General features: G+C 62.4%; 24 protein-coding genes. 3 read left to right on the forward strand and 21 right to left on the reverse strand.

Going from position 1 to position 26,379, the window contains the following annotated elements; translation table 11 throughout:
• The first annotated feature begins 66 nt into the window (after positions 1-66).
• Entirely contained in the window at positions 67-1,374 is a 1,308-nt protein-coding gene (locus ACFW0B_RS05850; protein WP_449146999.1) for an MFS transporter, read from the forward strand.
• A gap of 261 nt (positions 1,375-1,635) precedes the next feature.
• On the opposite strand, the gene ACFW0B_RS05855 is transcribed toward ACFW0B_RS05850, so the two are convergent.
• Positions 1,636-2,601 carry a CobW family GTP-binding protein gene (locus ACFW0B_RS05855; protein ID WP_449147000.1) on the reverse strand — a complete coding sequence of 322 codons (966 nt, stop codon included), beginning with the start codon at positions 2,599-2,601 and terminating at the stop codon, positions 1,636-1,638.
• A 79-nt stretch (positions 2,602-2,680) separates the two neighbouring features.
• Here ACFW0B_RS05855 and ACFW0B_RS05860 point away from each other — a divergent pair, with 79 nt between their 5' ends.
• On the forward strand, positions 2,681-3,028 hold the full coding sequence (locus ACFW0B_RS05860) for an NADH:ubiquinone oxidoreductase (protein ID WP_449147001.1): 348 nt from the start codon (positions 2,681-2,683) through the stop codon (positions 3,026-3,028).
• Positions 3,029-3,180: 152 nt separating this feature from the next.
• Here the strand turns inward: ACFW0B_RS05860 and zigA are convergent, their stop codons facing one another.
• On the reverse strand, positions 3,181-4,389 hold the full coding sequence (zigA, locus tag ACFW0B_RS05865; protein ID WP_449147002.1) for a zinc metallochaperone GTPase ZigA: 1,209 nt from the start codon (positions 4,387-4,389) through the stop codon (positions 3,181-3,183).
• A 121-nt stretch (positions 4,390-4,510) separates the two neighbouring features.
• Between zigA and folE2 the strand changes: the two genes are divergently transcribed.
• Positions 4,511-5,401 carry a GTP cyclohydrolase FolE2 gene (gene folE2, locus ACFW0B_RS05870; RefSeq protein ID WP_449147003.1) on the forward strand — a complete coding sequence of 297 codons (891 nt, stop codon included), beginning with the start codon at positions 4,511-4,513 and terminating at the stop codon, positions 5,399-5,401.
• Here folE2 and cfaB read toward each other — a convergent pair.
• The 19 genes from cfaB to yidC all read right to left on the reverse strand — a co-directional run bounded on the left by cfaB (position 5,389) and on the right by yidC (position 26,377).
• Positions 5,389-6,576: a C17 cyclopropane fatty acid synthase CfaB gene (gene cfaB / locus ACFW0B_RS05875; protein ID WP_449147004.1), complete on the reverse strand. Its 1,188-nt coding sequence runs from the start codon at positions 6,574-6,576 to the stop codon at positions 5,389-5,391. The two genes, folE2 and cfaB, sit on opposite strands and share 13 nt — an antisense overlap.
• 320 nt (positions 6,577-6,896) lie before the next feature.
• Complete coding sequence (gene glmS, locus ACFW0B_RS05880) at positions 6,897-8,732, reverse strand: glutamine--fructose-6-phosphate transaminase (isomerizing) (RefSeq protein ID WP_449147005.1); 1,836 nt, start codon at positions 8,730-8,732, stop codon at positions 6,897-6,899.
• Between the two features lie 16 nt (positions 8,733-8,748).
• On the reverse strand, positions 8,749-9,519 hold the full coding sequence (locus ACFW0B_RS05885; protein WP_449147040.1) for a DeoR/GlpR family DNA-binding transcription regulator: 771 nt from the start codon (positions 9,517-9,519) through the stop codon (positions 8,749-8,751).
• A 139-nt stretch (positions 9,520-9,658) separates the two neighbouring features.
• The gene (glmU, locus tag ACFW0B_RS05890; RefSeq protein ID WP_449147006.1) at positions 9,659-11,023 is read right to left on the reverse strand and encodes a bifunctional UDP-N-acetylglucosamine diphosphorylase/glucosamine-1-phosphate N-acetyltransferase GlmU; all 1,365 of its coding nucleotides are present in this window, start codon (positions 11,021-11,023) and stop codon (positions 9,659-9,661) included.
• A gap of 178 nt (positions 11,024-11,201) precedes the next feature.
• On the reverse strand, positions 11,202-11,627 hold the full coding sequence (locus ACFW0B_RS05895) for a F0F1 ATP synthase subunit epsilon (protein ID WP_449147007.1): 426 nt from the start codon (positions 11,625-11,627) through the stop codon (positions 11,202-11,204).
• 43 nt (positions 11,628-11,670) lie between these two features.
• Positions 11,671-13,047: a F0F1 ATP synthase subunit beta gene (atpD, locus tag ACFW0B_RS05900; RefSeq protein WP_449147008.1), complete on the reverse strand. Its 1,377-nt coding sequence runs from the start codon at positions 13,045-13,047 to the stop codon at positions 11,671-11,673.
• A gap of 30 nt (positions 13,048-13,077) precedes the next feature.
• Positions 13,078-13,938 carry a F0F1 ATP synthase subunit gamma gene (gene atpG / locus ACFW0B_RS05905; protein WP_449147009.1) on the reverse strand — a complete coding sequence of 287 codons (861 nt, stop codon included), beginning with the start codon at positions 13,936-13,938 and terminating at the stop codon, positions 13,078-13,080.
• A gap of 52 nt (positions 13,939-13,990) precedes the next feature.
• Positions 13,991-15,535 carry a F0F1 ATP synthase subunit alpha gene (gene atpA / locus ACFW0B_RS05910; protein ID WP_151138591.1) on the reverse strand — a complete coding sequence of 515 codons (1,545 nt, stop codon included), beginning with the start codon at positions 15,533-15,535 and terminating at the stop codon, positions 13,991-13,993.
• A 21-nt stretch (positions 15,536-15,556) separates the two neighbouring features.
• On the reverse strand, positions 15,557-16,093 hold the full coding sequence (locus ACFW0B_RS05915; RefSeq protein ID WP_449147010.1) for a F0F1 ATP synthase subunit delta: 537 nt from the start codon (positions 16,091-16,093) through the stop codon (positions 15,557-15,559).
• 12 nt (positions 16,094-16,105) lie between these two features.
• Positions 16,106-16,576: a F0F1 ATP synthase subunit B gene (locus ACFW0B_RS05920; RefSeq protein ID WP_449147011.1), complete on the reverse strand. Its 471-nt coding sequence runs from the start codon at positions 16,574-16,576 to the stop codon at positions 16,106-16,108.
• 49 nt (positions 16,577-16,625) lie between these two features.
• Positions 16,626-16,883 (reverse strand): F0F1 ATP synthase subunit C, encoded by a 258-nt coding sequence (gene atpE / locus ACFW0B_RS05925; protein ID WP_003457994.1) that lies wholly within the window; start codon positions 16,881-16,883, stop codon positions 16,626-16,628.
• 179 nt (positions 16,884-17,062) lie between these two features.
• A complete protein-coding gene (gene atpB / locus ACFW0B_RS05930) occupies positions 17,063-17,932 on the reverse strand; it encodes a F0F1 ATP synthase subunit A (RefSeq protein ID WP_449147012.1) in 870 nt (289 codons plus the stop codon).
• 16 nt (positions 17,933-17,948) lie between these two features.
• Positions 17,949-18,356, reverse strand: coding sequence for a F0F1 ATP synthase subunit I (locus ACFW0B_RS05935; protein WP_449147013.1), 408 nt, complete (start codon positions 18,354-18,356; stop codon positions 17,949-17,951).
• Positions 18,357-18,503: 147 nt separating this feature from the next.
• The gene (locus ACFW0B_RS05940) at positions 18,504-19,376 is read right to left on the reverse strand and encodes a ParB/RepB/Spo0J family partition protein (protein ID WP_449147014.1); all 873 of its coding nucleotides are present in this window, start codon (positions 19,374-19,376) and stop codon (positions 18,504-18,506) included.
• Positions 19,377-19,385: 9 nt separating this feature from the next.
• Positions 19,386-20,174: a ParA family protein gene (locus ACFW0B_RS05945; RefSeq protein WP_449147015.1), complete on the reverse strand. Its 789-nt coding sequence runs from the start codon at positions 20,172-20,174 to the stop codon at positions 19,386-19,388.
• 14 nt (positions 20,175-20,188) lie between these two features.
• Positions 20,189-20,836: a 16S rRNA (guanine(527)-N(7))-methyltransferase RsmG gene (rsmG, locus tag ACFW0B_RS05950; protein WP_449147016.1), complete on the reverse strand. Its 648-nt coding sequence runs from the start codon at positions 20,834-20,836 to the stop codon at positions 20,189-20,191.
• Positions 20,836-22,728 carry a tRNA uridine-5-carboxymethylaminomethyl(34) synthesis enzyme MnmG gene (gene mnmG / locus ACFW0B_RS05955; protein WP_449147017.1) on the reverse strand — a complete coding sequence of 631 codons (1,893 nt, stop codon included), beginning with the start codon at positions 22,726-22,728 and terminating at the stop codon, positions 20,836-20,838. The genes rsmG and mnmG overlap by 1 nt, the downstream gene beginning before the upstream one ends.
• A 517-nt stretch (positions 22,729-23,245) precedes the next feature.
• Complete coding sequence (gene mnmE / locus ACFW0B_RS05960; RefSeq protein WP_449147018.1) at positions 23,246-24,613, reverse strand: tRNA uridine-5-carboxymethylaminomethyl(34) synthesis GTPase MnmE; 1,368 nt, start codon at positions 24,611-24,613, stop codon at positions 23,246-23,248.
• An 84-nt stretch (positions 24,614-24,697) separates the two neighbouring features.
• Positions 24,698-26,377, reverse strand: a complete 1,680-nt coding sequence (yidC, locus tag ACFW0B_RS05965; RefSeq protein ID WP_449147019.1) for a membrane protein insertase YidC — start codon at positions 26,375-26,377, stop codon at positions 24,698-24,700.
• Between the last annotated feature and the right edge of the window lie 2 nt (positions 26,378-26,379).

Consider the following 26,379-nt stretch of genomic DNA (forward strand, 5'->3'; position numbering starts at 1 on the left):
CCTGACGCACCAACGCGGCTTCGGCCAGCCCCCACAAAAACAACTACTACGCGTCGAGGAAAGATGATGGATAACTCCAGCACCCTGACTGCCTCTGCAGAACCCCGTACGACATCGCAACGCATCAAATCGATTTTCAGTGGCTCGGTAGGCAACCTTGTCGAGTGGTACGACTGGTACGTCTACGCGGCCTTCTCGCTGTACTTCGCCAAGGCCTTCTTCCCCCAGGGCGACATGACTGCCCAGTTGCTCAATACTGCGGCCATCTTCGCCGTGGGCTTCCTGATGCGCCCCATCGGCGGCTGGCTGATGGGCATCTACGCCGACCGCAAGGGCCGCAAGGCTGCCCTGCTGGCCTCGGTGCTCTTGATGTGCTTCGGCTCGCTGATCATCGCCCTGACCCCCAGCTACGAAACCATCGGTGTCGCCGCCCCCATCCTGCTGGTGGTCGCGCGCCTGCTGCAGGGCCTCTCGGTAGGTGGTGAATACGGCACCTCGGCCACTTACCTGTCGGAGATGGCGACCAAGGAGCAACGCGGATTCTTCTCCAGCTTCCAGTACGTGACCCTGATTTCCGGCCAGCTCATCGCCCTGGCGGTGCTGATCATCCTGCAGCAGACCCTGAACACCGAACAGCTGGAAAGCTGGGGCTGGCGCGTGCCCTTCTTCATCGGCGCCCTGTGTGCGGTAGTCGCCATGTTCCTGCGTCGCGGCATGGAAGAGACCGAGTCCTTCACCAAGAAGAAGGAAAAGCCGAAGGAAAGCCTGCTGCGTACCCTGCTGCGCCATCCCAAGGAAGTGCTCACCGTGGTCGGCCTGACCATGGGCGGTACCCTGGCCTTCTACACCTACACCACCTACATGCAGAAGTACCTGGTGAACACCGTGGGCATGAGCAAGGGCGACTCGACCATGATCTCGGCCGCCACGCTGTTCCTGTTCATGCTGCTGCAACCCATCGTTGGCTCGCTTTCCGACAAGATCGGCCGTCGCCCGATCCTGATCGCCTTCGGCGTGATGGGCACCCTGTTCACCTACCCGATCCTCAGCACCCTGCACAGTATCGAAACCTGGTGGGGCGCGTTCTTCCTGATCATGGCGGCGCTGATCATCGTCAGTGGCTACACCTCGATCAACGCCGTGGTGAAGGCCGAGCTGTTCCCCACCGAAATCCGCGCCCTGGGCGTGGGCCTGCCCTATGCACTCACCGTGTCCATCTTCGGCGGCACCGCCGAATACGTGGCCCTGTGGTTCAAGAGCATCGGCATGGAAAGCGGCTTCTACTGGTACGTCACCGCGTGCATCGCCTGCTCGCTGCTGGTGTACCTGTTCATGAAGGACACCCGCACCCATTCGCGGATGAACCAGGACTGATCCCTTCTCCGGATCGACACGACACGGGCCCTTCGGGGCCCGTTTTCGTTTCCGGGGGAATCCGAGTGTTCGTTGGGGGCATTTCCCCCGAGCGTAAAGCCGACCTCTTTAGCTCCGTCTGGACCCTAGGGCGCGGCGCTGTACACACCGATTCCGAGATTGACTTCGACCTACGTCAAACCATCGGCGCACGCGACGCCCCCCCTAGCGAATCGGCCTAACCCTTCCAGCCCGGGAAAACCTGCGATACCCGGCGCTCTCTTAGTCCAGCCGGCACGCAGCCAATCCCGCCTTCAGCGCCGGCTCGTCCTGGGGCCCGGCGAAGATCAGTTCCAGACGCGAATCCTTGCGCCATTCGCTGGCCTGCCAGTGGATCGGTGCGCCATCCAGGGCATTGCCGGAGAGCCAGCCGGCGTTGGTCTGCAGCACCAGCTTGGCGCGGCGCCAGGGCAGGCTGGCCAGCCATAGCTGCAGGCGCATCAGTTCGAATCGCTGGCTCGGATGCCAACGCCAACCCATGCTCCAAGCGTCGTCACCAGCCTGGATCTGGCAGATGGGGTCGGCCGGATTCCTCCACAGGACGGCCGGTTTATCCACACCTGTTGGTAAGTCAGTGATACCAACAGCTTTTCCAGAATGTGAATGAATACCTGGAAGCTGCTGAATATCCAGCCTCCCGTAAGTCGTCCACAGCAGAGTAACCTTGGGCAGTTTCGCGACAAGTTGTTCACAGGTGGCAGAATCCAGGCCTTCGGCCTTGTTTAGTAGCATAAGGCCAGCACTCAAAAGTGCCTCCCGCTGGCTGTCTGGCAGTAGCTGGCCCGTAGCCAGCGCCGCCGCGTCGAGCACCATGACGCTCGGCTGTAGCGCCAGTACGCCCTCCCAAGGGGGTTCGCGTAGCTGTCGCAGTAGCTCGACCGGGTGTCCGAGTCCGGAAGGCTCGATCAGTAGCCGGTCTGGCCGCGCCTTGCGCAGTAGCCGGCCAAGTCCGACCTGGAAGGGCGCGCCGTTGACGCAGCAGACGCAACCGCCCGCCACCTCGGCGATGGCGATGCCGTCGTCGTTGCTGGTGAGCAGTGCCGCGTCCAGGCCGATCTGGCCAAATTCGTTGATCAGTACCGCCCAGCGTTCATGGGCAGGCCGCTGCGCCAGCAAGTGACGGATCAGGCTGGTCTTGCCGGCGCCCAGGGGCCCGGCGATGAGATGGGTAGGGATATGAGTAAGCATGGACCTATGGTGCTGCTTCACAGCCTGCCGAGAAAGCCTCGTGCTAGAGTCGCGTGCTTCATGACCCGGAAGACCTCCCATGCGTATCTGGTTGCTGCCCGTGCTGCTGTTGCTGTCCGTCGACGTCCATGCCCAAGCCTGTGTTGTCCACAGCCAGGGCGACGGGCTCGACGTGAAGCTCTGCCAGGAAAACCGTAGCATCCCGCCGCAACTCTTTCGTGACGGCTTCTGCAAGCCGGAGATGAAGGGCCAGAAAGTCGAAGTCAGCTTTGTGGATAACTGTCCGGCCGGTGCATTCGGCGTGTGCCGCAATGCCAGGGTCAGCAACCAGGCCTACCGCCAGGATATCCACTACTACGGCGTGGCCAGCGATGCCCGCTACCTGAAGCCCTTTTGCGAAACCCAGAGCCAAGGCAAGTGGGAGTAAGGCCAGTCCCCCCGCTCGGAACCTTGCAGGAGTCAGCTTGCCGGCGAAACGAGGCCATTCGCCAGAAAGCCAGCTCCACGGGCAACGCCGTTACCTGCAACACTTGATGCAGAAACGGCAAGTTCATGCGCCCGGCAGCTGCCGCGCCAGGGTCAGGCCGCCTCCTCGTCATGCCAGGGGCCGAAGGGATCGGGCAGCAGCGCCCAGGCTTGCGGACCTTCGGCCATCTCGACGTCGTCCAGCAGGCAAGCATCCAGCTCAGCGCGCAGGCGGTCGAAGTCGATGCCCTGGCCAATGAACACCAGCTCCTGGCGACAATCGCCGACACCGGCTATCCAGTGCTTGAGAACGGCACTCAGGCCCTCCCGGTCAGCCGGCCAGCGTTCGCGCGGCACGAAGCGCCACCAGAGTCCCGCCAGCCCGTGGCGCATCAGGCCACCAGCCTGGGACCAGCTACCCGCCTCGCGATGGCGGCTGGCGAGCCAGAAGAAGCCCTTGGAGCGCAGCAGGCGGCCATTGCTCCACTCGCGATTGAGGAAGCTGAAGAAGCGCTGGGGGTGGAATGGCCGCCGCGCGCGATACGCCGTGGAAGCGATGCCGTACTCCTCGGTTTCCGGCCTGTGCTCGCCACGCAGCTCCTTCAGCCAACCCGGCGCCTGGGCGGCGCGTTCATAATCGAAGCGGCTGGTATTGAGGATGCGCCCGAGGTCGACCTGGCCCATCACCATCGGCAGCACCTCCGCCCCGGGATTGAGACGCCGCAGGATGGCCGCCAGCTCATCGCGCTCAGCGCTGGAGATCAGGTCAACCTTGCTGATGAGCAGCACGTCGGCGAACTCCACTTGCTCAATCAACAGGTCGCTGATGGCGCGTTCGTCATCCATTCCCAGGGATTCTCCTCGGCTGGCGAGGCTTTCCGCCGCCTGGTAGTCACGCAGGAAGTTCACCCCGTCGACCACGGTGACCAGGGTATCCAGGCGCGCCAGGTCGGACAGGCTCCGGCCCTGTTCGTCGCGGAAGGTGAAGGTCTCGGCCACCGGCAGCGGCTCGGAAATCCCGGTGGATTCGATCAGCAGGTAGTCGAAACGCCCCTCGCGGGCCAGGCGGCTGACCTCTTCCAGCAAGTCTTCGCGCAGGGTGCAGCAGATGCAGCCATTGCTCATCTCCACCAGCCGTTCTTCGGCGCGGTTCAGGCTGACGTCGCGCTGGACCTCACTGGCATCGATGTTGATTTCGCTCATGTCGTTGACGATCACGGCCACGCGCAGCTGGTCCCGGTTCTTCAGCACGTGGTTGAGCAGGGTGCTCTTGCCGGCGCCGAGGAAGCCGGAGAGCAGGGTGACGGGTAGGCGTTGATCCATGGGATTTCCTCTCAGGCTTGGCGTTGGCGGTGGCACCTGGCGTTGAAACGGCAGGTGGTGGTTCTCGGATGTCTAATTTGTTATAACATAACAATCGCTGCTGATTTCAAGAGCCCGACTGATGAACGCCCTCTCTCTCCCGGATATCGCCGCGCAAACCTCTACCTTCGACCTGCCCCTGGACTGGGTCGGCATGTGCGGCATTGCCCAGCCCGTGGTACTAGCGGGACAGCGCATCGCCACGCGGGTCGATGCTGGCGTCAGCCTGGATGACGTCGGTGCTCGGGGTATCCATATGTCGCGCCTCTACCTGGCATTGGAGGAACTGGAACGGGAGACGCTATCCGGCCCCCTGTTGCGCCGGGTGCTGGCACGCTTCCTCGAGAGCCACCGGGGCCTGTCGGCCAGCGCCAGCCTGCGCGTACGTGGAGAAGCCTTACTGCAGCGGCCAGCGCTGGTAAGCCCGCTGGCCGGATGGAAGGCCTATCCGTTCGAGGTCCGTGCACGCCAGGATCGATGGGGGTTCCACGTGGAACTTCAATTGCAACTGGCCTATTCCTCCACCTGCCCCTGCTCGGCCGCCCTTGCCAGTCAGCTGATTCAGCAGCGCTTCGCCGAGGACTTTCCGGGGCAGAGTGTGCCTCGGGATCAGGTGCTCGCCTGGCTGGGCAGCAGTCAGGGCATAGTCGCCACGCCCCACAGCCAGCGCAGTACCGCCACCTTCTGGATACACCTGGGGGCGATGGACGACCTTCCCGTGCCCCGTCTGGTCGATCTGGCGGAGCACACCCTGGGCACAGCGGTGCAGACGGCGGTGAAGCGGGCAGACGAACAGGCCTTCGCCCTGGCCAACGGACAGAACCTGATGTTCTGCGAGGACGCAGCAAGGCGCCTGGGCAGCGCCTTGCAGAAGCAGGACTGGCTGGAGGGGTTCAGGCTACGGGTCGTGCACGCGGAGAGCCTCCACGCGCACGACGCCGTTGCCGAATATGCATGGCGCTATCGGACGTAGAGGTCCGCCCGGCTCCACGGCAACTCATGGGAGCCATCCGCGCAGGGCTTGGTAGCGAGTATCTGGTGCAGATTGATCCAGCCCTTCTGGAAGGCATGGGAGCAACCCGCCAGGTACAGCCGCCAGATACGCAGGGCCTGTTCCGGAACCAGCCTGGCAGCCTCGGCCAGCTTGGCTTCCAGGTTGGCACTCCAGAACTCCAATGTCCGCGCGTAGTGCAGGCGCAGGCTTTCCACGTCCACCACTTCCAGGCCGGCCAGGCTCAGCTCGGTGACCATGGTGGCCAGGTGCGGCAGCTCGCCGTGAGGGAAGACATAGCGGTCGATGAACTCGCCGGCGCCACGCCCCACCGGGCGGCCATCCGGGTGTCGAGAGGTGATGCCGTGATTCATCACCAGCCCGCCGGCACGCACCGCCCCGAACAGGCGCTGGCAATAGATGGGCATGTTGGCGTGACCGACGTGTTCGAGCATACCGACGCTCACCACCTTGTCGAAGCGGCCATCCTGGGGCAGGTCGCGGTAATCCAGCAGCTCCAGCTCCACCTGTCCTTCCAGCCCATCGGCCTTGACCCGTTCCCGACCAAGGGCCAACTGCTCACGACTCAGGGTGATGCCGAAAACCCGGACGCCGTACTCACGGGCCGCGAACCTTGCCAGGCCACCCCAGCCACAGCCCACGTCCAGCAGGTACTCGCCCGGCTTCAGCCGCAGCTTGCGGCAGAGGTGATGCAGCTTGGCCTGCTGGGCGCTGTCGAGGTCCTCGGTGCCGGTGGGGAAATAGGCACAGGAATAGACCATCTCGCGGTCCAGCCAGAGGGCATAGAAGTCGTTGGACAGGTCGTAGTGGTAGGAAATGGCCGCCGCGTCGGTGGCCTTGTCGTGGGACGGGCGCGGCGCCGTCGAAACGTCGTCGTCACCTACAAGCGCCTCGCTCAGGGCATCGCCAACCCGGATCACCTCAAGAATCGGCCCGGTGAGTTCGAGGCGCCCTTCCACGTAGGCGCTGCCGAGTGTTCCGAGGCTCGGCCGGCTCAACAGAGAGACCACGCTGGGGTCCTTCACCGTCATGGTCACGGTCGGGTTGGGGCCGAGATCGATTTCCTTGCCATCCCAAAGCTGCAGGCGTAGCGGTAGCTTCAGATCGCGCAAGACCGGTGGAAGTTGAGCAAGCATGGGAACTCCTCCTTTTCCAAGAACACTGGAAAGGTAGACCAACCTGTGCAGTTGTCAGGCTATCGATTCGATAGTCTTCCCCAATGGTGCGCGCCGCAAGTGCCTCGCTACCGCCCATGGGGTCCGCTCATGTAGTTCGACCACGGGCACATGACAACGGCTCAGGCTGTCTTGCACAGCTCGGCAGTGTGAAATCCTGAGCCTGCCTGGTGAAACACTGGAGCCGGGCAGAGGGCCGGACCGGCGGACCGTATTGCCTCTGCGGTCCCCAAAAACACGAACGGCGCCCTGAGGCGCCGTTCGTTCCAGCAGGCTGTGGATTATTCCACGGTCACCGACTTGGCCAGGTTGCGCGGCTGGTCGACGTCAGTGCCCTTGAGCACGGCAACGTAGTAGGACAGCAGCTGCAGCGGGATGGTGTAGAGGATCGGCGCCAGGGCGTCATCGATGTGCGGCATGGCCACCATGTGGGTGCCCTCGCCGTTTTCGATACCGGCTTCGCGGTCGGCGAAGACGATCAGCTGACCACCGCGGGCGCGCACTTCCTGCAGGTTGGACTTGAGCTTCTCCACCAGCTCGTTGTTCGGCGCCACGGTGACCACCGGCATGTCGCTGTCCACCAGGGCCAGCGGACCATGCTTGAGTTCGCCGGCGGGGTAGGCTTCGGCGTGGATGTAGGAGATTTCCTTGAGCTTCAGCGAGCCTTCCATCGCCACCGGATACTGGGCGCCACGTCCGAGGAACAGGGTGTGGTGTTTCTCGGCGAACAGCTCGGCGACCTTTTCCACCGTCTTGTCCATGGCCAGGGCTTCGCCCAGGCGGGTCGGCAGGCGGCGCAGTTGTTCCACCAAACGGGCTTCAATGCTCGGCTCGAGGGTGCCGCGCACCTGGCCGAGGGACAGAGTCAGCAGCATCAGGGCGACCAGTTGGGTGGTGAAGGCCTTGGTCGAGGCCACGCCGATTTCCGGACCGGCCTGGGTCAGCAGGGTGAGGTCGGATTCGCGTACCAGGGAGCTGGTGCCGACGTTGCAGATGGCCAGGCTGGTCAGGTAGCCCAGCTCCTTGGCATTGCGCAGGGCGGCCAGGGTGTCGGCGGTTTCACCGGACTGGGAGATGGTGACGAACAGGGTGTCCGGCTGCACCACCACCTTGCGGTAACGGAACTCGCTGGCCACTTCGATCTGGCAGGGAATACCCGCCAGGTCTTCGAGCCAGTAACGGGCAACCATGCCGGCGTGGTAGCTGGTGCCGCAGGCGACGATCTGCACATTGCGCACCTTGGCGAACAGCTCGGCGGCACGCGGGCCGAAGGCGTTGACCAGGACGTGGTCGGCGCCCAGGCGGCCTTCCATGGTGCGCTGCACGACCTTGGGCTGCTCATGGATTTCCTTGAGCATGAAGTGGCGGTACTCGCCCTTGTCGGCAGCTTCGGCGCCTTCGTGGTACTGCACCTGCTCGCGCTGCACGGCGCGGCCTTGCTCGTCCCAGATCTGCAGGCTGTTACCGCGGATCTCGGCGATATCGCCTTCTTCCAGGTAGATGAAGCGGTCGGTGACCTGGCGCAGGGCCAGTTGGTCGGAAGCGAGGAAGTTCTCGCCCAGGCCCAGGCCGATCACCAGCGGGCTGCCGCTGCGGGCGGCAAGCAGGCGGTCCGGCTGGCTGGCGCTGATCACCGCCAGGCCATAGGCACCATGCAGTTCCGGCACCGCTGCCTTGAGGGCGTCGGCCAGATCGGGAATGGTTTTCAGCTTGTGGTTCAGCAGATGGACGATGACTTCGGTGTCGGTGTCCGAGGTGAAGACATAACCCTGGGCCTTGAGCTGCTCACGCAGAGCTTCGTGGTTTTCGATGATGCCGTTGTGGACGACCGCCAGCTGCTCGCCGGAGAAGTGCGGGTGGGCATTGCGCTCGCTGGGGGCGCCGTGGGTGGCCCAGCGGGTGTGGGCGATGCCCAGGCGACCGACCAGCGGCTGCTCGGCCAGGGCCTGCTCCAGCTCGGCGACCTTGCCGGCACGACGGCGGCGATCCAGCTCACCGTCATTGGTGAAGACGGCCACACCGGCGCTGTCATAGCCACGGTATTCGAGGCGCTTCAGGCCCTCGACCAGAATGGGGGTGATATTGCGCTCGGCGATGGCGCCAACGATGCCACACATGGCTTTTTCTCCTATCTCACTCTATGCGCGCGCAGATCAGCTTGACCCCGCGCGCGGCTATCTGTTCGCGCGCTTCGGCAGAAAGGCGCTCATCGGTAATCAGGGTGTGGATGCTGCTCCAGGGCAGTTCCAGGTTGGGAATGCGCCGGCCGACCTTGTCGGATTCGGCCATAACGATCACTTCGCGGGCCACTTCGGCCATGACGCGCGAGAGGCCCAGCAATTCGTTGAAGGTGGTGGTGCCGCGCTGCAGGTCGATGCCATCGGCGCCGATGAACAGCTGGTCGAAGTCGTAGGAACGCAGGACCTGCTCGGCCACCTGGCCCTGGAAGGATTCCGAATGCGGGTCCCAGGTACCGCCGGTCATCAGCAGCACGGGCTCATGCTCCAGTTCGCGCAGGGCGTTGGCGACGCTGAGGGAGTTGGTCATCACCACCAGGCCGGGCTTGTGGCCGAGTTCCGGGATCATCGCCGCGGTGGTGCTGCCACTGTCGATGATGATGCGCGCGTGTTCACGGATGCAGCCTACGGCGGCGCGGGCGATGGCCAGCTTATAGGACGACACCGGCTGGGCACCTTCGCCGATCAGCTCCTGGGGCATGGGTACGGCCCCACCGTAACGACGCAACAACAGGCCGTTCTTCTCCAGGGCGGTGAGGTCCTTGCGGATAGTCACCTCGGAGGTGGAAAACGCCTTGGCCAGCTCATCGACACTCACCTCGCCCTGCTCGTTAAGCAGCGCAAGGATGGCATGGCGACGCTGTGGCGTGTTGCGTTTGGTCATCAGTGAAAGTTTCGATTCGAAAGATAATGGCGCGAATCAAAACCCAAGATATTTCCGGCGTCAATAGCGAAAACGACAAAAGGCGGCCTGAGCCGCCTTTTGCAGGGGTGCGGGTTATCCACAGCCCGGGTTTTCCACAACCTTACTTCTTGATCTTCACCGGACGCTTCCAGCCGTCGATGTTGCGCTGCTTGGCACGGCCGACGGCCAGGGTATCAGCCGGTACGTCCTGGGTGATGGTGGAGCCGGCGCCCGTGGTGACGCCGTCGCCGAGGGTGAGCGGAGCGACCAGGGAGCTGTTGGAGCCGATGAAGACGTCTTCGCCCATGACGGTGCGGAACTTGTTCGCGCCGTCGTAGTTGCAGGTGATGGTGCCGGCACCGATGTTGGTGCGCGCGCCGATCTCGGCATCGCCCAGGTAGGACAGGTGGCCGGCCTTGGCGCCCTCGCCCATCACGGCGTTCTTCAGTTCGACGAAGTTACCCACATGAGCCCTGGCGCCCAGTACGGCGCCCGGACGCAAGCGCGCGAACGGACCGCAATCGGCGCCCTCGCCCAGCTCGGCACCGTCCAGGTGGCTGTTGGCCTTGACCACGGCACCGCGGCGCAGGGTGCTGTCCTTGATCACGCAGTTCGGGCCGATCTGCACCCCCTCCTCGATCACGACCTTGCCTTCGAGGATGACGTTGACGTCGATCAGCACGTCGCGGCCGACGCTGACTTCACCACGCAGGTCAAAACGGGCCGGGTCCAGCAGCGTCACGCCCTGGGCCATCAGGCAGCGGGCGGCGCGCTTCTGGTAGTGGCGCTCCAGCTCGGCAAGCTGGACGCGGTCATTGGCGCCCTGCACTTCCATGGCGTCATGGGGCTGCTCGGTGGCCACCACCAGGCCATCGGCGACGGCCATGGCAATGACGTCGGTGAGGTAGTACTCGCCTTGGGCGTTGTTGTTGGAAAGGCGGCCCAACCAGTCGGCCAGGCGCTTGCCGGGTACGGCGAGAATGCCGGTATTGCCTTCGCAGATGGCACGCTGCTCGGGGGTCGCATCCTTATGCTCGACGATGGCCTTCACCACGCCCGCGGCGTCGCGGACGATGCGGCCGTAGCCGGTGGGATCGAGGAGGTCCACGGTGAGCAGGGCGAGCTGGTCATCCTTCACCTTTTCCAGCAGGCGCTGGAGGGTTTCCACTTCGATCAGCGGCACGTCGCCGTAGAGGATCAGAACGCGCTCGGCGGTAAGCTGCGGCAGGGCCTGGGCTACGGCATGGCCGGTACCCAGTTGTTCGGCCTGCAGGACAAAATTCAGGTCATCGGCAGCCAGGCGCTCGCGCACGGTCTCGGCGCCATGGCCGATCACCACGTGAATGCCCTTGGGCTCGAGTTTGCGGGCAGTGTCGATGACGTGGCCAAGCATGGCCTTGCCGGCCACCGGATGCAGGACCTTGGGCAGGGCCGAACGCATGCGCGTGCCCTGGCCGGCGGCGAGGATGACGATATCGAGGGACATGGAGGGGATCACCGAATCAGGCTGGTAAGCGAAAACCGGAATGCCGGAAAAGAAAAAGGGTAGCCAAGGCTACCCTTTAACTTGTCTGCAATGAAGCCTTGGACCAAAGAGCCTTTTTCACGATCGGCTATGCGTCGGCCTTGCACGGCTCTGGCTCACCGGATCGTGAATGGGCTTCTTAGCCGCCGAACTTCTTGCGGATCTGCTGGAGAGTACGCAGCTGGGCCGCGGCCTCGGCCAGGCGAGCGGAAGCGGCAGAGTAATCGAACTCCGCGCCCTTCTCGTGCAGGGCCTTCTCAGCAGCCTTGAGGGACTCCTGAGCAGCAGCTTCGTCCAGGTCGCTGGCGCGCAGCACGGTGTCGGCAAGGACCTTCACCATGTTCGGCTGGACTTCGAGGAAACCGCCGGAGATGTAGTACACCTCCTCCTCACCGCCCTGCTTGACCAGGCGGATCGGACCCGGCTTGAGGTCGGTGATCAGCGGGGCGTGACCCGGAGCGATACCCAGATCGCCCAGGTGGCCGTGCGCAATCACCATCTCCACCAGACCGGAGAAGATCTCCGCTTCGGCGCTGACGATATCGCAATGGACAGTAATAGCCATACGCTTGCCTCACGTAAGCGCCCGTCGCCGGGCGCTCAGGGGGTTACAGTTTCTTCGCTTTCTCGATGGCTTCTTCGATGCCGCCGACCATGTAGAACGCCTGCTCGGGCAGGTGGTCGTAGTCGCCGTTGAGGATGCCTTTGAAGCCAGCGATGGTGTCCTTCAGCGATACGTACTTGCCCGGGGAGCCGGTGAAGACTTCGGCCACGAAGAACGGCTGGGACAGGAAGCGCTGGATCTTACGAGCGCGGGCCACCAGCAGCTTGTCGGACTCGGACAGTTCGTCCATGCCGAGGATCGCGATGATGTCCTTCAGTTCCTTGTAACGCTGCAGGACGTACTGAACGCCACGAGCGGTCTCGTAGTGCTCCTGACCGATCACCAGCGGGTCCAGCTGGCGGGAAGTCGAGTCCAGCGGGTCAACGGCCGGGTAGATACCCAGCGAGGCGATGTCACGGGACAGTACGACGGTGGCGTCCAGGTGGGCGAAGGTGGTCGCCGGGGACGGGTCGGTCAGGTCGTCCGCGGGAACGTATACGGCCTGGATGGAGGTGATCGAACCGGTCTTGGTGGAGGTGATGCGCTCTTGCAGAACGCCCATTTCCTCGGCCAGGGTCGGCTGGTAACCCACAGCGGACGGCATACGACCCAGCAGCGCGGATACTTCGGTACCGGCCAGGGTGTAACGGTAGATGTTGTCGACGAACAGCAGAACGTCACGGCCTTCGTCACGGAACTTCTCGGCCATGGTCAGGCCGGTCAGCGCAACGCGCAGACGGTTGCCCGGCGGCTCGTTCATCTGACCGTATACCAGGGCTACCTTGTCGAGAACGTTGGAATCCTTCATCTCGTGGTAGAAGTCGTTACCCTCACGAGTACGCTCACCCACGCCGGCGAACACGGAGTAACCGCTGTGCTCGATCGCGATGTTACGGATCAGTTCCATCATGTTCACGGTCTTGCCTACACCGGCGCCACCGAACAGGCCGACCTTACCGCCCTTGGCGAACGGGCAGACCAGGTCGATTACCTTGATGCCGGTTTCCAGCAGCTCGTTGCCACCGGCCTGCTCGGCGTAGGACGGAGCAGCGCGGTGGATTTCCCAACGCTCTTCTTCGCCGATGGGGCCGGCTTCGTCGATGGGGTTGCCCAGCACGTCCATGATACGGCCCAGGGTCGCTTTACCGACCGGGACGGAAATGGCCTTGCCAGTGTTGGATACGTCCAGGCCACGCTTGAGGCCTTCGGTCGAACCCATTGCGATGGAACGAACCACGCCGTCGCCCAGCTGCTGCTGAACTTCCAGGGTGGTTTCGACGCCGCTGACTTTCAGCGCGTCGTATACGTTCGGCACCTGATCACGCGGGAATTCCACGTCGATAACGGCGCCGATGATTTGAACGATACGTCCGCTACTCATATCTGGTTCCTCTAAATATATGAACCGGTCTTAAACCGCGGCAGCGCCGCCGACGATTTCCGAAATCTCTTGAGTGATCGCAGCCTGACGCGCCTTGTTGTAGATCAGCTGGAGGTTGCTGATCAGATCACCGGCGTTGTCGGTCGCGTTCTTCATCGCGATCATCCGTGCTGCCTGCTCGCAGGCATTGTTCTCAACCACGGCCTGATACACCTGGGATTCCACGTAGCGCACCAGCAGACCCTCGAGGATCTCCTTGGCGTCGGGTTCGTAGAGGTAGTCCCAGTGATGCTTCAACTCTTGATCCGGGTCGGCCACCAGCGGAACCAGTTGGTCCACGGTCGGCTTCTGCGTCATGGTGTTGACGAACTTGTTGGAAACCACGAACAGGCGGTCGATACGGCCGTCCAGGTATGCGTCGAGCATGACCTTCACGCTGCCGATCAGGTCGTTGATCGAGGGTTCCTCGCCGAGGTGGCTGATGGCTGCAACGACGTTACCGCCGTAGTTGCGGAAGAAGGCCGCACCCTTGCCACCAATCACGCAGAGGTCGATCTCCACGCCTTGTTCGCGGTAACCCGCCATGTCCTTGACCAGGGTCTTGAACAGGTTGATGTTCAAACCGCCGCACAGACCACGGTCACTGCTCACCACGACGTAACCGACACGCTTGACTTCACGGTCGATCATGAACGGGTGGCGATACTCCGGGTTCGCGTTGGCCAAATGACCGATCACCTGGCGGATGCGCTCCGCGTAGGGGCGGCTGGCAGCCATACGCAGTTGAGCCCTGCGCATCTTGCTGACCGCCACCTTTTCCATGGCGCTGGTGATCTTCTGCGTGCTTTTGATGCTCGCAATCTTGCTGCGAATCTCTTTTGCGCCTGCCATGTAACACCTATCGGGTTAGCAGGCGGGGGGCCTTTCGACCCCCCGCTGCGGCTTACCAGGTTTGGGTGGCCTTGAACTTCTCGATACCAGCCTTGATGCCGGCGTCGATTTCGTCGTTGAAGTCACCCTTCTCGTTGATCTTCGCCATGAGAGCGGCGTGATCACGGTTGAAGTAAGCAATCAGGGCTTGCTCGAAGGCGCCGATCTTGGCCAGTTCGACGTCTTGCAGGAAGCCACGCTCGGCGGCGTACAGGCTCAGCGACATGTCGGCGATGGACATGGGCGCATACTGCTTCTGCTTCATCAGCTCGGTAACGCGCTGACCGTGTTCCAGCTGCTTGCGGGTAGCCTCGTCCAGGTCGGAAGCGAACTGTGCGAATGCAGCCAGTTCACGATACTGGGCCAGGGCGGTACGGATACCACCGGACAGCTTCTTGATGATCTTGGTCTGGGCCGCGCCACCAACGCGGGATACCGAGATACCGGCGTTGACGGCCGGACGGATACCCGAGTTGAACAGGGCGGATTCCAGGAAGATCTGACCGTCGGTAATGGAGATCACGTTGGTCGGAACGAATGCGGAAACGTCACCAGCCTGGGTTTCGATGATCGGCAGGGCGGTCAGGGAACCGGTCTTGCCTTTCACGGCGCCGTTGGTGAACTTCTCTACGTACTCTTCGGAGACGCGGGAAGCGCGCTCCAGCAGACGGCTGTGGAGATAGAACACGTCGCCCGGGTAAGCTTCGCGGCCCGGCGGACGGCGCAGCAGCAGGGAGATCTGGCGGTAGGCTACGGCTTGCTTGGACAGGTCATCGTAAATGATCAGGGCGTCTTCACCGCGGTCGCGGAAGTATTCGCCCATGGTGCAGCCGGCGTACGGCGCGATGAACTGCAGAGCAGCGGATTCGGAAGCACTGGCGGCCACGATGATGGTGTTGGCCAGGGCGCCGTTTTCTTCCAGCTTGCGAACTACGTTGGCGATGGTCGACTGCTTCTGACCGATGGCTACGTATACGCAGCGGATGCCGCTGTCTTTCTGGTTGATGATGGCGTCGACGGCCAGGGCAGTCTTGCCGATCTGGCGGTCGCCGATGATCAGCTCGCGCTGGCCACGGCCGATCGGGATCATGGCGTCGACGGCCTTGTAGCCAGTCTGTACAGGCTGGTCTACCGACTTACGCCAGATCACGCCCGGAGCTACTTTTTCCACAGCGTCGGTGGCCTGGGCATTGATCGGGCCCTTGCCGTCGATCGGGTTGCCGAGGGCGTCAACGACGCGACCCAGCAGTTCCGGACCAACCGGTACTTCCAGGATGCGGCCGGTGCACTTGGCGCTCATGCCTTCGGCCAGACCCAGGTAGTTACCCAGGATCACGGCACCAACGGAGTCTTGCTCCAGGTTCAGCGCCATACCATAGACGCCGCCCGGGAACTCGATCATTTCACCGTACATCACGTCGGCCAGGCCGTAGATGCGCACGATGCCGTCGGAAACGGAGACGATGGTGCCTTCGTTGCGGGCTTGGGAAGAGACGTCGAGTTTCTCGATACGTCCCTTGATGATTTCACTAATTTCGGAAGGATTGAGTTGCTGCATTGCTCTGCTGCCCCTTCAAACTCAAGATTTCAACGCTTCGGCCAGTTTCGCGAGCTTGCCGCGAACCGAGCCATCGATAACCAGGTCGCCGGCGCGGATGACTACACCGCCAATGAGGCTGGAGTCTTCCACGGCGTGCAGACGCACTTCCCGGCTGAGCCGTGCGCTGAGAACCTTGGCGAGTTTGTCTTGCTGTTCATCGCTCAATGCGAAGGCACTGGTGACTTCCACATCTACCGATTTCTCTTGTTCGGCCTTGTACAGCTCGAACTGTTCGGCGATTTCCGGCAGCAGCACGAGGCGGCCGTTCTCGGAAACGATGTGGATGAAGTTCTGTGCCTGGGCGTCGAACTTGTCGCCAACCACCTCGATAAAGGCGTTGGCTTTCTCTGCGCTCGTCAGACGCGGGGCTTTGAGCACACGCTGCATGGTGTCGTCCTGCGACACCGCAGCGGCCAGGCCTAGCATGGCCGACCAGGCGGCCAGCTGCTGATGGGCCTGGGCGTACTCGAAAGCAGCCTTGGCGTAAGGTCGGGCCAGCGTGGTCAGTTCTGCCATGATCGCCCTCGCTTAAATTTCGGCTGCCAGTTTGTCAACCAGCTCCGCGTGCGCGTTTTGATCGATAGTGGCACCCAGGATCTTCTCGGCACCATTGACCGCCAGGCTACCCACTTGGGCGCGCAGCGCATCCTTGATGCTGTTCAGTTCCTGTTCGATCTCGGCCTGAGCTTGCGCCTTCAGACGCTCGCCTTCAGCACGTGCCTGATCGCGAGCTTCGTCGACGATCTGGGTAGCGCGCTTTTTGGCTTGCTCGATGATTTCTGCTGCCTGACCTTTGGCTTCGCGCAGTTGCTGACCCACTTTTTCATGGGCCAGCTCCAAGTCACGAGCCGCACGGTTGGCAGCGTCCAGGCCATCAGCGATCTTCTTCTGACGTTCACGCAGAGCAGTGATGACCGGCGGCCACACGAACTTCATGCAGAACAGTACGAAGATGAAGAACGCAACGGACTGGCCGATCAGGGTTGCATTAATGTTCACGCCAACACCTCGCTCGTTCGTTGTCAGTCGAATCCTCGAAAATCGAGAATTACTGGGCTACCTGAGCAATGAACGGGTTAGCGAAGGTGAAGAACAGGGCGATACCAACGCCGATCATGGTTACGGCGTCGAGCAGACCGGCCACGATGAACATCTTGACTTGCAGCATCGGAACCATTTCCGGCTGACGGGCAGCGCCTTCCAGGAACTTGCCACCCAGCAGACCGAAGCCAATGGCGGTACCCAGGGCACCCAGACCAATCAGCAGAGCTACGGCGATCGCGGTCAGACCTACTACAGTTTCCATTTTTCCTCCCGACTTTATGTCGTGTTGGTTAAGGTTTAAGTGAAGCGGTAAAACGAAATCGTTGTTTCCCACCGCCCTTGCGGGCTTTCCGGCCCAGGGCCGGAACCATCTCAAACTGGCCGCGCCCCCTTTGGCCTTCCCCCTTCTCGGGAGAAGGTCAGCGGGAGCGCGGCGCGTTATTAATGGTTGTCCTCATGCGCCATCGACAGATAGACGATGGTCAGCATCATGAAGATGAAGGCCTGCAGGGTGATGATCAGGATGTGGAACACGGCCCACGCCCACTGCAGTGCGATACCCAGGCCGCTCAGCAGCAGGATGCCGGCGCCGAACATCACGGCGATCAGGATGAACACCAGCTCGCCGGCGTACATGTTGCCGAACAGACGCAGTGCCAGGGAGATCGGCTTGGCCACCAGGGTGACGAATTCGAGGAGGAAGTTGACCGGGACCAGCAGGATCTGAACCAGCATGTTCTTGCTGCTGAAGGGGTGCAGGGTCAGTTCGCCGAGGAAGCCGCCGATGCCCTTGACCTTGATGCTGTAGAAGATGATCAGGGCGAAGACCGAGAAGGCCATGCCGAGGGTGGCATTCGGGTCGGTGGTCGGAACGGCGCGGAAGAACAGGTGATCGTCGCCGGCAATCTTGGCAGCCAGCATAGGGATCCAGTCGACCGGGACCAGGTCGATGGCGTTCATCAGGAAGATCCAGACGAAGATGGTCAGCGCCAGCGGAGCGATCAGCGGGTTGCGGCCGTGGAAGGTGTCTTTCACGTTGCTGTCGACGAAGTCGACCATCACTTCGACCAGGTTCTGCAGGCCGCCGGGAACGCCGGAAGTGGCTTTCTTGGCTGCCATGCGGAAGAGGAGGACGAAGATCAGGCCGAGGCCGATGGACCAGCCCAGGGTGTCGATGTGGAAAGCCCAGAAGCCCATTTCCTTGGCTTGCTCGGCGCTGTGGGCGAAGCCCCAATCGCCATTGGGCAGACGACCGAAGGTCAGGTTCTGCAGGTGGTGCTGGATATAGCCCGAAGCGGTTTGCTCTGCCATGTTTGCCTCAAACGCCCTAAGGTTTCGAAAGTCTTTTTCTCATCAGCAGGGGCGCGAACCAGCTGACCGACTGGGTCAGCAGGAAGACGCCGAAAACTGCCGGCGCATCCAGAGGTTTCACACCTGCAAACGTCAGTGCGAACAGCACTGCCGTCAGAATCAGCTTGCCCATCTCGCCCGCATAGAAAGAGCGGACTATCGCCTGGGCTGCACGGGCTCCGCTGTAGCGGAACGCCTTGCGGGCGAAATACAGGTTCGGCACCCAGGCGATGAGCCCGCCGCACAAGCCAGAGTATCCAGCTACCGTGCCACGCCACTGCCAGAGAACGACAGCAGCGAGCAGCAGTACGACCAGTTGGACCAGCAGTACCGGAAAGACCGGTAGGCGATGGAAGGGCAGGCGGTTTGGCGTGCGGATATCCATCGCAGCTGTTCCTCTGGCGTCGGCCGCTGAATTCAACGACTTGGCATACTTTGTGCCGACAAAATTGCGCGCAGAGTATAGGGGGGGAACCCCCCCTGTTCAACTGCCGGGTAGTGAAATCCGACCGTCGCTACAGCGCCAGATGTTTCAGCGGATGTGGGCCAGTACGCCCTGCAATTCGTCGAGGGAGTTGTAGCGGATGACCAGTTGGCCTTTGCCTTTCTGGCCGTGCTTGATCTGCACCGGAGCGCCCAACCGCTCAGCCAGGCGCTGTTCGAGACGGCTGATGTCAGGATCGGCCTTGACCGGTTCGACAGCTTTTTCCTTGCTGTTCAACCAGTGCCGTACCAGTGCCTCGGTTTGGCGCACGGTGAGGCCTCGTGCGACAACATGTCGCGCCCCTTCCACCTGCCGCTCCAGGGGCAGACCGAGCAGGGCACGGGCGTGCCCCATCTCCAGGTCACCGTGGGAAAGCAGGGTCTTGATTTCTTCCGGCAGGCCGATCAGGCGCAGCAGGTTGGTGATGGTGACGCGCGACTTGCCGACCGCTTCAGCCACCTGTTGCTGGGTGAGCTGGAATTCCTGCTGCAGGCGCTGCAGGGCGACGGCTTCCTCGACGGGATTGAGATCCTCGCGCTGGATATTCTCGATCAGCGCCATGGCGATGGCGGCTTCGTCCGGCACTTCGCGGACCAGGGCCGGGATCTTCTCCAGACCGGCCTGGTGGCTGGCGCGCCAGCGGCGCTCGCCAGCGATGATCTCGTAGCGGCCCGCACCAATCGGGCGCACTACGATAGGTTGCATGACGCCCTGGGCCTTGATGGACTGGGCCAGCTCTTCCAGGGCGGTAGGGTCCATGTCACGGCGGGGCTGGTACTTTCCGCGCTGGATCAGGTCCAGGGGCAGGTGCTGCAGTTCGCGGCTGTCGACCTGGACGGCTTCTTCTTCGAGTTTGGTGACCGTACTGCCGCCCAGCAGGGCGTCCAAGCCACGACCCAGACCTCGTTTTTTCGCGGCCATGCGGATTCCTTATGCGGTAGCGGTTTTGGCTTTGGCGCGCTGGCGACGAACCAGTTCACCTGCCAGCGCCAGGTAGGCGACGGCGCCACGGGATTGCTTGTCGTAGACCAGCGCAGGCATGCCGAAGCTCGGCGCTTCCGCCAGGCGGATGTTGCGCGGAATCACGGCGTCGTAGAGCTGGTCGCCGAAATGCGCCTTGAGCTGGGCCGAGACTTCGTTGGTCAGGCTGATGCGCGGGTCGTACATGGTGCGCAGCAGGCCTTCGATCTTCAGGTTCGGGTTCAGCAACTGGCCGATGCGCTGGATGCTGTTGACCAGGTCCGACAGACCTTCGAGTGCGTAGTACTCGCACTGCATGGGAATGATCACGCCATCGGACGCCGCCAGGGCGTTGATGGTGAGCATCGACAGCGAGGGCGGGCAGTCGATGAGGATGTAGTCGTAGTTCTCGCGGATCGGCGCCAGGGCTTCGCGCAGGCGATGCTCCTTGTTCGGCACATTCAGCAGGGCCACTTCAGCCGCGGTAAGGTCGCGGTTGGCGGGCAGCAACTGGTAGCCGCCGTGCTCGGAGTACTGCATGGCGGTGGCCAGGTCGCACTCTCCGGTCAGCACGTCGTAGATGGAGTGCTCCAGCGAGAGCTTGTCGATGCCGCTCCCCATGGTGGCGTTGCCCTGGGGATCGAGGTCGATCAGCAGCACGCGTCTCTTGGTGGCGACCAGCGACGCGGCGAGGTTTACACAGGTGGTGGTCTTGCCGACCCCGCCCTTCTGATTGGCAATTGCGAATACCTTGCCCATGGCTGCCTTCCCCCTCATAGCGTGCGGCGCAGTATCAGCAGATGGCGCTGACCTTGGCAACCGGGAACCTCCAGCTGATGCGCGGACTCGACGCGGAAGTCCTCCGGCAATGCCTGCAGCTCGTCGTCCGGATGCAATCCCTTCATCGCCAGCCAGCGGGTTTCGCCATCACCGAGATGGCGGGTCCAGTTGCTGAAATCCTCCAGCGAGCTGAATGCGCGGGAGACGATGCCACTGAACGGCTGTGCAGGCGTAAATGCTTCAACGCGGTTGTGGACCACTTCGAGGTTGGCGAGTTTCAGCTCCAGCTTCACCTGGGTGAGGAAGCGGGTCTTCTTGCCGTTGGAGTCGAGCAAGGTGAAGCGTCGCTCGGGGAACAGGATGGCCAGCGGAATGCCGGGCATGCCGCCGCCGCTGCCGACGTCGAGCCAGTTATCCCCAAGCGCGCGGACAAAGGGCACGACGCTGAGGCTGTCGAGCAGGTGGCGGGAGACCATTTCATCCGGATTGCGCACGGCAGTCAGGTTGTAGGCCTTGTTCCATTTGATCAGCAGGGCCAGGTAAGCCAGGAGCTTTTCCCGGGTTTCCGGAGTGAGTTCTACAGCGAGTTGTTGTGCGCCACGGGAGAGTTCGTCTGCGTGGCGCGGGGTAACCAGGGACATCAGGCGCTCTGCTCCAGCTGACGGCCGGCGCCGCGTTTCTTCAGATGAATCAGCAACAGGGAAATGGCTGCCGGGGTAACGCCGGGGATACGCCCCGCCTGGCCCAGTGTTTCCGGACGGGAGCTGCTCAGCTTGTGCTGGATCTCCTTGGACAGGCCCGAGATGGTGGCGTAGTCGAGATCCGCCGGCAGACGGATGTCTTCACTGGCGCGCAGACGGGCGATTTCGTCCTGTTGGCGGTCGATGTAACCGGCGTACTTGGTCTTGATCTCGACCTGCTCGGCGACTTGCGGGTCTTCGGCGCCGCCGCCGGTGACTTCCACCAGGCCGGCGTAATCGATTTCGGGACGGCTCAGCAGATTGAGCAGGTTGTACTCATGGGCCAGCGGCGTACCGAAACGCTCGGCGATGGCATCGCCTTCCGGCGTGCCGGGACGGACCCAGGTGCTCTTCAGCCGCTGCTCTTCGAGGGCGATGCCCTCGCGCTTGGCCTCGAATGCGGCCCAGCGCTTGTCGTCCACCAATCCGAGTTCGCGGCCCTTCTCGGTAAGACGCAGGTCGGCGTTGTCCTCGCGCAGGATCAGCCTGTACTCGGCGCGCGAGGTGAACATACGGTAGGGCTCCTGGGTACCCAGGGTGATCAGGTCGTCCACCAGTACGCCGATGTAGGCCTCGTCGCGGCGCGGGCACCAAGCTTCTTTGCCCTGGGCGCGCAGGGCGGCGTTGGCGCCGGCGAGCAGGCCCTGGGCACCAGCTTCTTCGTAGCCGGTGGTGCCATTGATCTGGCCGGCGAAGAACAGGCCGGATATGACCTTGGTTTCCAGGCTGTATTTCAGGTCGCGCGGATCGAAGTAGTCGTACTCGATGGCGTAGCCGGGACGAACGATGTGGGCGTTCTCCATACCGCGGATCGAGCGCACGATTTCCAGCTGCACATCGAACGGCAGTGAGGTGGAGATGCCGTTGGGATACAGCTCGTTGGTGGTCAGGCCTTCCGGCTCGAGGAACACCTGATGGCTGTCCTTGTCGGCGAAACGGTGGATCTTGTCCTCGATGGACGGACAGTAGCGCGGGCCGATGCCTTCGATCACGCCCGAGTACATCGGCGAGCGATCGAGGTTGCTGGCGATGATCTCGTGGGTACGTGCGTTGGTATGGGTGATCCAGCAACTGACCTGGCGCGGGTGCTGTTCCCTGGAGCCGAGGAAGGACATCACCGGGATCGGCGAGTCTCCTGGCTGCTCGGTCATCACCGAAAAGTCCACCGAGCGTCCGTCGATGCGTGGTGGCGTCCCGGTCTTCAGGCGACCGACGCGCAGCGGCAGTTCACGCAGGCGGTGGGCCAGGGCAATGGACGGCGGATCGCCGGCGCGACCGCCGGAATAGTTCTGCAGACCGATGTGGATAAGTCCGCCGAGGAAGGTGCCGGTGGTGAGCACCACGGATTTCGCGAGGAAACGCAAACCCATCTGGGTCACTACGCCCTTGACCTGGTCGTTCTCGACAATCAGGTCATCGCAGGCCTGCTGGAATATCCACAGGTTCGGCTGGTTCTCGAGGATTTCGCGAATCGCCGCCTTATAGAGCACGCGATCCGCCTGGGCGCGTGTGGCACGTACGGCCGGGCCCTTGCGGCTGTTCAGTACTCGGAACTGGATGCCGCCCAGATCCGTGGCCATGGCCATGGCGCCGCCCAGGGCATCGATTTCCTTGACCAGGTGGCTCTTGCCGATGCCGCCAATGGCCGGGTTGCAGCTCATCTGCCCGAGGGTTTCCACATTGTGGGTCAGCAGCAAGGTCTTCACGCCCATGCGTGCAGCCGCCAGCGCGGCCTCGGTGCCGGCATGGCCGCCGCCGATCACGATCACGTCAAAACGGGAAGGGAAATCCACCACGCACCTCGTGCCTGTTCAAGGCTGGGAAATAGAGAAAGCCGCACAGTATAGGGGAATTTCACCCTTGGCATGAAGCCGTCTGGACAAAAAATAGCCAACCATTCCGGTCAGCGCTTCCCCAGAAAGTTATCCAGCTGGGGAAAAGTGGTTGTGAGTAAAAGAAAACAAAAGAGAAGAATTTCTTAAAAAGCCTGTTTTTATTTTTATACCTTGGGGGAAGGCCTTTCTGTGGATAAATCATTCCAGGCCAGTAAAGCCGAAGTCTTCAGCGAATGATAACCCTGTTACGTTCCTGCCCGTAGCCGTTGTGTATACCGTCAGAAAGCTGTGTACGCGGAAGGCAGTTATTCACAGACAATTTATCCCTCGGCTTTTCACCAGGCTTATGGACTGGGTTACGGGCAACTTATCAACAGGGTTCAGGCGCAGGGTTTTTCGGGCGAACAGACACGAACGAACCACCCGGCAGGCAGGCAGTCGCGTTCGTTGTGGATAAGTAAAGAGGGGCTTCGGCTTACTTGCCGATGCAGAAGCTGGAGAAGATGCGACCGAGCAGGTCGTCGGAACTGAAGGCGCCGGTGATTTCACCCAGGGCCTGCTGGGCCTGGCGCAAGTCTTCGGCCAGCAACTCGCCGGCCCCTGCAAGGGTGAGTTGGGAACGGCCATGATCGAGGAAGGCGTTAGCCTGGCGCAGGGCTTCCAGGTGGCGTCGGCGGGCGCTGAAGCTGCTTTCGGCCGTCTGTTGATAACCCATGCAGGCCTTGAGGTGCTCCCGCAAGAGCTCAAGTCCTTCTCCTGAGCGTGCGGACAGGCTCAAGGTGACATGACCATCGTCGCTCATTTCCAGGCCTATGGTTTCACCGCTGAGGTCGGCCTTGTTGCGGATCAGGGTGACCTTGGCCGGATCGGGCTTCTGGTCGAGGAACTCAGGCCACAAGGCGAAGGGATTGGCCGCTTCGGGTGCAGTTGCGTCGACCACCAGCAGCACACGATCGGCTTCACCAATGGCTTTCAGGGCGCGTTCGACGCCAATCTTTTCCACATGGTCGTCGGTGTCGCGCAGGCCAGCGGTGTCCACCACATGCAGCGGCATCCCATCGATGTGGATATGTTCGCGCAACACATCCCGCGTAGTGCCGGCTATATCGGTCACGATGGCCGCTTCACGCCCTGCCAGTGCGTTCAGCAGGCTGGATTTGCCGGCATTCGGCCGTCCGGCGATGACCACTGTCATACCGTCGCGCAGCAGTGCGCCCTGTCCCGCCTCGCGGATCACTGTGGATAAGTTTTCCCGCACGCCATCCAGCAGGCGCAGGACGTGGCCATCGGCGAGAAAGTCGATTTCCTCCTCGGGAAAGTCGATCGCCGCTTCCACGTAGATGCGTAACTCGATCAGCTTCTCGGTCAGCTCATGTACCCGCTTCGAGAAGGCACCCTGCAAAGAGCGCAGGGCGTTGCGTGCGGCCTGCTCGGAACTGGCCTCGATGAGGTCGGCGATGGCTTCGGCCTGGGCGAGGTCGAGCTTGTCGTTGAGGAACGCACGCTCGCTGAACTCGCCCGGGCGGGCCTGGCGAGCGCCCAGCTCCATGCAGCGGCGCAGTAGCAAGTCGAGCACCACGGGGCCACCGTGGCCCTGCAGCTCGAAGACATCCTCGCCGGTGAAGGAGTTGGGGCCAGGAAAGTACAGGGCTATGCCTTCGTCCAGGGTTTGCCCGGCGCCATCGAGGAAAGGCCCGTAGTGGGCGAAGCGGGGCTTGGGGATCCGGCCGCTGATGGCTTCGGCTATCCGCGCGGCATGCGGGCCGGATACACGGACGATGCCAACCCCGCCACGACCCTGGGCGGTAGCGACGGCGGCGATGGTGTCACGGACAGGATTCATCTGTGGATACCTTGAGGTCTGCGGATGGCGGATAGCAAGACGCCCCCAGAGGGGGCGTCTTGTTCAAGCTGTCTGGCGTCGCTGTCAGGCTGCTGCCTTCTTGCTGGCCGCCTCGATCTGCCGGGTAATGTACCACTGCTGCGCGATCGACAGGACGTTGTTGACCACCCAGTACAGGACCAGGCCGGCCGGGAACCACAGGAAGAAGAAGGTGAAGATGATCGGCATCAGCTTCAGTACCTTGGCCTGCATGGGGTCCGGCGGAGTCGGGTTCAACTGCTGCTGGATGAACATGGTGGCGCCCATGATGATCGGCAGGATGAAGAACGGGTCCTTGATCGACAGGTCGGTGATCCAGAACATCCACGGGGCCTGGCGCATCTCGACGCTTTCCAGCAGTACCCAGTAGAGCGCGAGGAAGACCGGCATCTGCACCAGGATCGGCAGGCAGCCGCCCAGCGGATTGATCTTCTCCTTCTTGTACAGCTCCATCATCGCCTGGGACATCTTCTGGCGATCGTCACCGAACTGTTCCTTCAGTGCCTGCAGCTTCGGCGAGACGGCACGCATGCGCGCCATGGACTTGTAGCTGGCGGCCGAAAGCGGGAAGAAGGCGGCCTTGATCAGGATGGTCAGGACGATGATGGCCCAGCCCCAGTTGCCCAGCAGGCTGTGGATATGTTGCAGCAGCCAGAAGATCGGCTGGGCGATGAACCACAGGAAGCCGTAGTCAACGGTCAGCTCCAGACCCGGGGACAGTTCCTTCAGGTGATCCTGGGTTTTTGGACCGGCATACAGGGTGGCGGAAGTTTCGGCAGAGGCGCCGGCCGGAACGTTCAGCGCGGAGCCTACGAAACCGACGATGTAGTTGCCCTTGGAATCCTTGCGGGTCTGTACGCTGTTGTTCTGGTCCTTGTCGGCAACCCAGGCAGTCACGAAGTAGTGCTGCAGCCAGGCGACCCAGCCGCCCTGGACGGTTTCCTTGAAGGGTTGCTTGTCCATGTCCTTCATGGAGATCTTCTTGTACGGCTCGTCCGGGGTCCAGACCGCAGCGCCCAGATAGGTGGATACGCCGGTTGCGGTGGTGGTGGATGGGTCGGCACTGGCATCACGTTTCAGCTGGGCGTACATGCTGCCGGTCCAGGGCTGGGTGCTCTGGTTGTCGATCTTGTACGAAACCTGCAGATCGTACTTGCCGCGCGTCAGGGTGAAGCGCTTGGTGTAGTTGACGCCGGCTTCGCTGAAGGTCAGGTCCACAACCAGCTGCTCCTGGCCATCAGCCAGTTTGTAGCTGCGTTGAGCTGCGCTGTATACCGGGCGGCCGTTGGCGCGGGCATCCGGGCCATTGGCGCCGACCAGGCCGCTTTGCGCCTGGTAGAGGCGCTCGCCGCCGTTGTCGAACAGCTGGAACGGCACGTCAGGACGGTCCTGGCGGCGCGGGTACTTCGGCAGGGTCAGTTGGACGATGTCACCGCCGTTCGGGTCGATGGCCAGGTTGAGCACATCGGTTTCAACGCGGATCAGGTCGCTGCTGGGGGCAACCTGGGTGACTGCCGGCTCGTTGCGCTCGGCACTGGCGGCAGTCGGCACGTCGTCGCTGGACTTGGCGGTTGCGGTGTCGTCCGGCAGGGTCGCTTGAGCGCTGCTTGCGCTGGTACCCGCGGTCGGCAGGGCGGCTTGACCGTAGTCCTGGTTCCACTGGAGAACCATGAGGTAGGACACGATTGCCAGGGCGACGATCAGGATCGAGCGTTGAATATCCATGA

The organism is Metapseudomonas phytobenefica, from assembly GCF_043392685.1.
GTDB lineage: Bacteria > Pseudomonadota > Gammaproteobacteria > Pseudomonadales > Pseudomonadaceae > Metapseudomonas.

Coding starts and splice junctions, on each gene's coding strand:
- ACFW0B_RS05850 (WP_449146999.1), top strand. CDS start 67: ATGGATAACTCCAGCACCCTGACTGCCTCTGCAGAACCCCGTACGACA.
- ACFW0B_RS05855 (WP_449147000.1), bottom strand. CDS start 2,601: ATGCTTACTCATATCCCTACCCATCTCATCGCCGGGCCCCTGGGCGCC.
- ACFW0B_RS05860 (WP_449147001.1), top strand. CDS start 2,681: ATGCGTATCTGGTTGCTGCCCGTGCTGCTGTTGCTGTCCGTCGACGTC.
- zigA (WP_449147002.1), bottom strand. CDS start 4,389: ATGGATCAACGCCTACCCGTCACCCTGCTCTCCGGCTTCCTCGGCGCC.
- folE2 (WP_449147003.1), top strand. CDS start 4,511: ATGAACGCCCTCTCTCTCCCGGATATCGCCGCGCAAACCTCTACCTTC.
- cfaB (WP_449147004.1), bottom strand. CDS start 6,576: ATGCTTGCTCAACTTCCACCGGTCTTGCGCGATCTGAAGCTACCGCTA.
- glmS (WP_449147005.1), bottom strand. CDS start 8,732: ATGTGTGGCATCGTTGGCGCCATCGCCGAGCGCAATATCACCCCCATT.
- glmU (WP_449147006.1), bottom strand. CDS start 11,023: ATGTCCCTCGATATCGTCATCCTCGCCGCCGGCCAGGGCACGCGCATG.
- ACFW0B_RS05895 (WP_449147007.1), bottom strand. CDS start 11,627: ATGGCTATTACTGTCCATTGCGATATCGTCAGCGCCGAAGCGGAGATC.
- atpD (WP_449147008.1), bottom strand. CDS start 13,047: ATGAGTAGCGGACGTATCGTTCAAATCATCGGCGCCGTTATCGACGTG.
- atpG (WP_449147009.1), bottom strand. CDS start 13,938: ATGGCAGGCGCAAAAGAGATTCGCAGCAAGATTGCGAGCATCAAAAGC.
- atpA (WP_151138591.1), bottom strand. CDS start 15,535: ATGCAGCAACTCAATCCTTCCGAAATTAGTGAAATCATCAAGGGACGT.
- ACFW0B_RS05915 (WP_449147010.1), bottom strand. CDS start 16,093: ATGGCAGAACTGACCACGCTGGCCCGACCTTACGCCAAGGCTGCTTTC.
- atpE (WP_003457994.1), bottom strand. CDS start 16,883: ATGGAAACTGTAGTAGGTCTGACCGCGATCGCCGTAGCTCTGCTGATT.
- atpB (WP_449147012.1), bottom strand. CDS start 17,932: ATGGCAGAGCAAACCGCTTCGGGCTATATCCAGCACCACCTGCAGAAC.
- ACFW0B_RS05935 (WP_449147013.1), bottom strand. CDS start 18,356: ATGGATATCCGCACGCCAAACCGCCTGCCCTTCCATCGCCTACCGGTC.
- ACFW0B_RS05940 (WP_449147014.1), bottom strand. CDS start 19,376: ATGGCCGCGAAAAAACGAGGTCTGGGTCGTGGCTTGGACGCCCTGCTG.
- ACFW0B_RS05945 (WP_449147015.1), bottom strand. CDS start 20,174: ATGGGCAAGGTATTCGCAATTGCCAATCAGAAGGGCGGGGTCGGCAAG.
- rsmG (WP_449147016.1), bottom strand. CDS start 20,836: ATGTCCCTGGTTACCCCGCGCCACGCAGACGAACTCTCCCGTGGCGCA.
- mnmE (WP_449147018.1), bottom strand. CDS start 24,613: ATGAATCCTGTCCGTGACACCATCGCCGCCGTCGCTACCGCCCAGGGT.
- yidC (WP_449147019.1), bottom strand. CDS start 26,377: ATGGATATTCAACGCTCGATCCTGATCGTCGCCCTGGCAATCGTGTCC.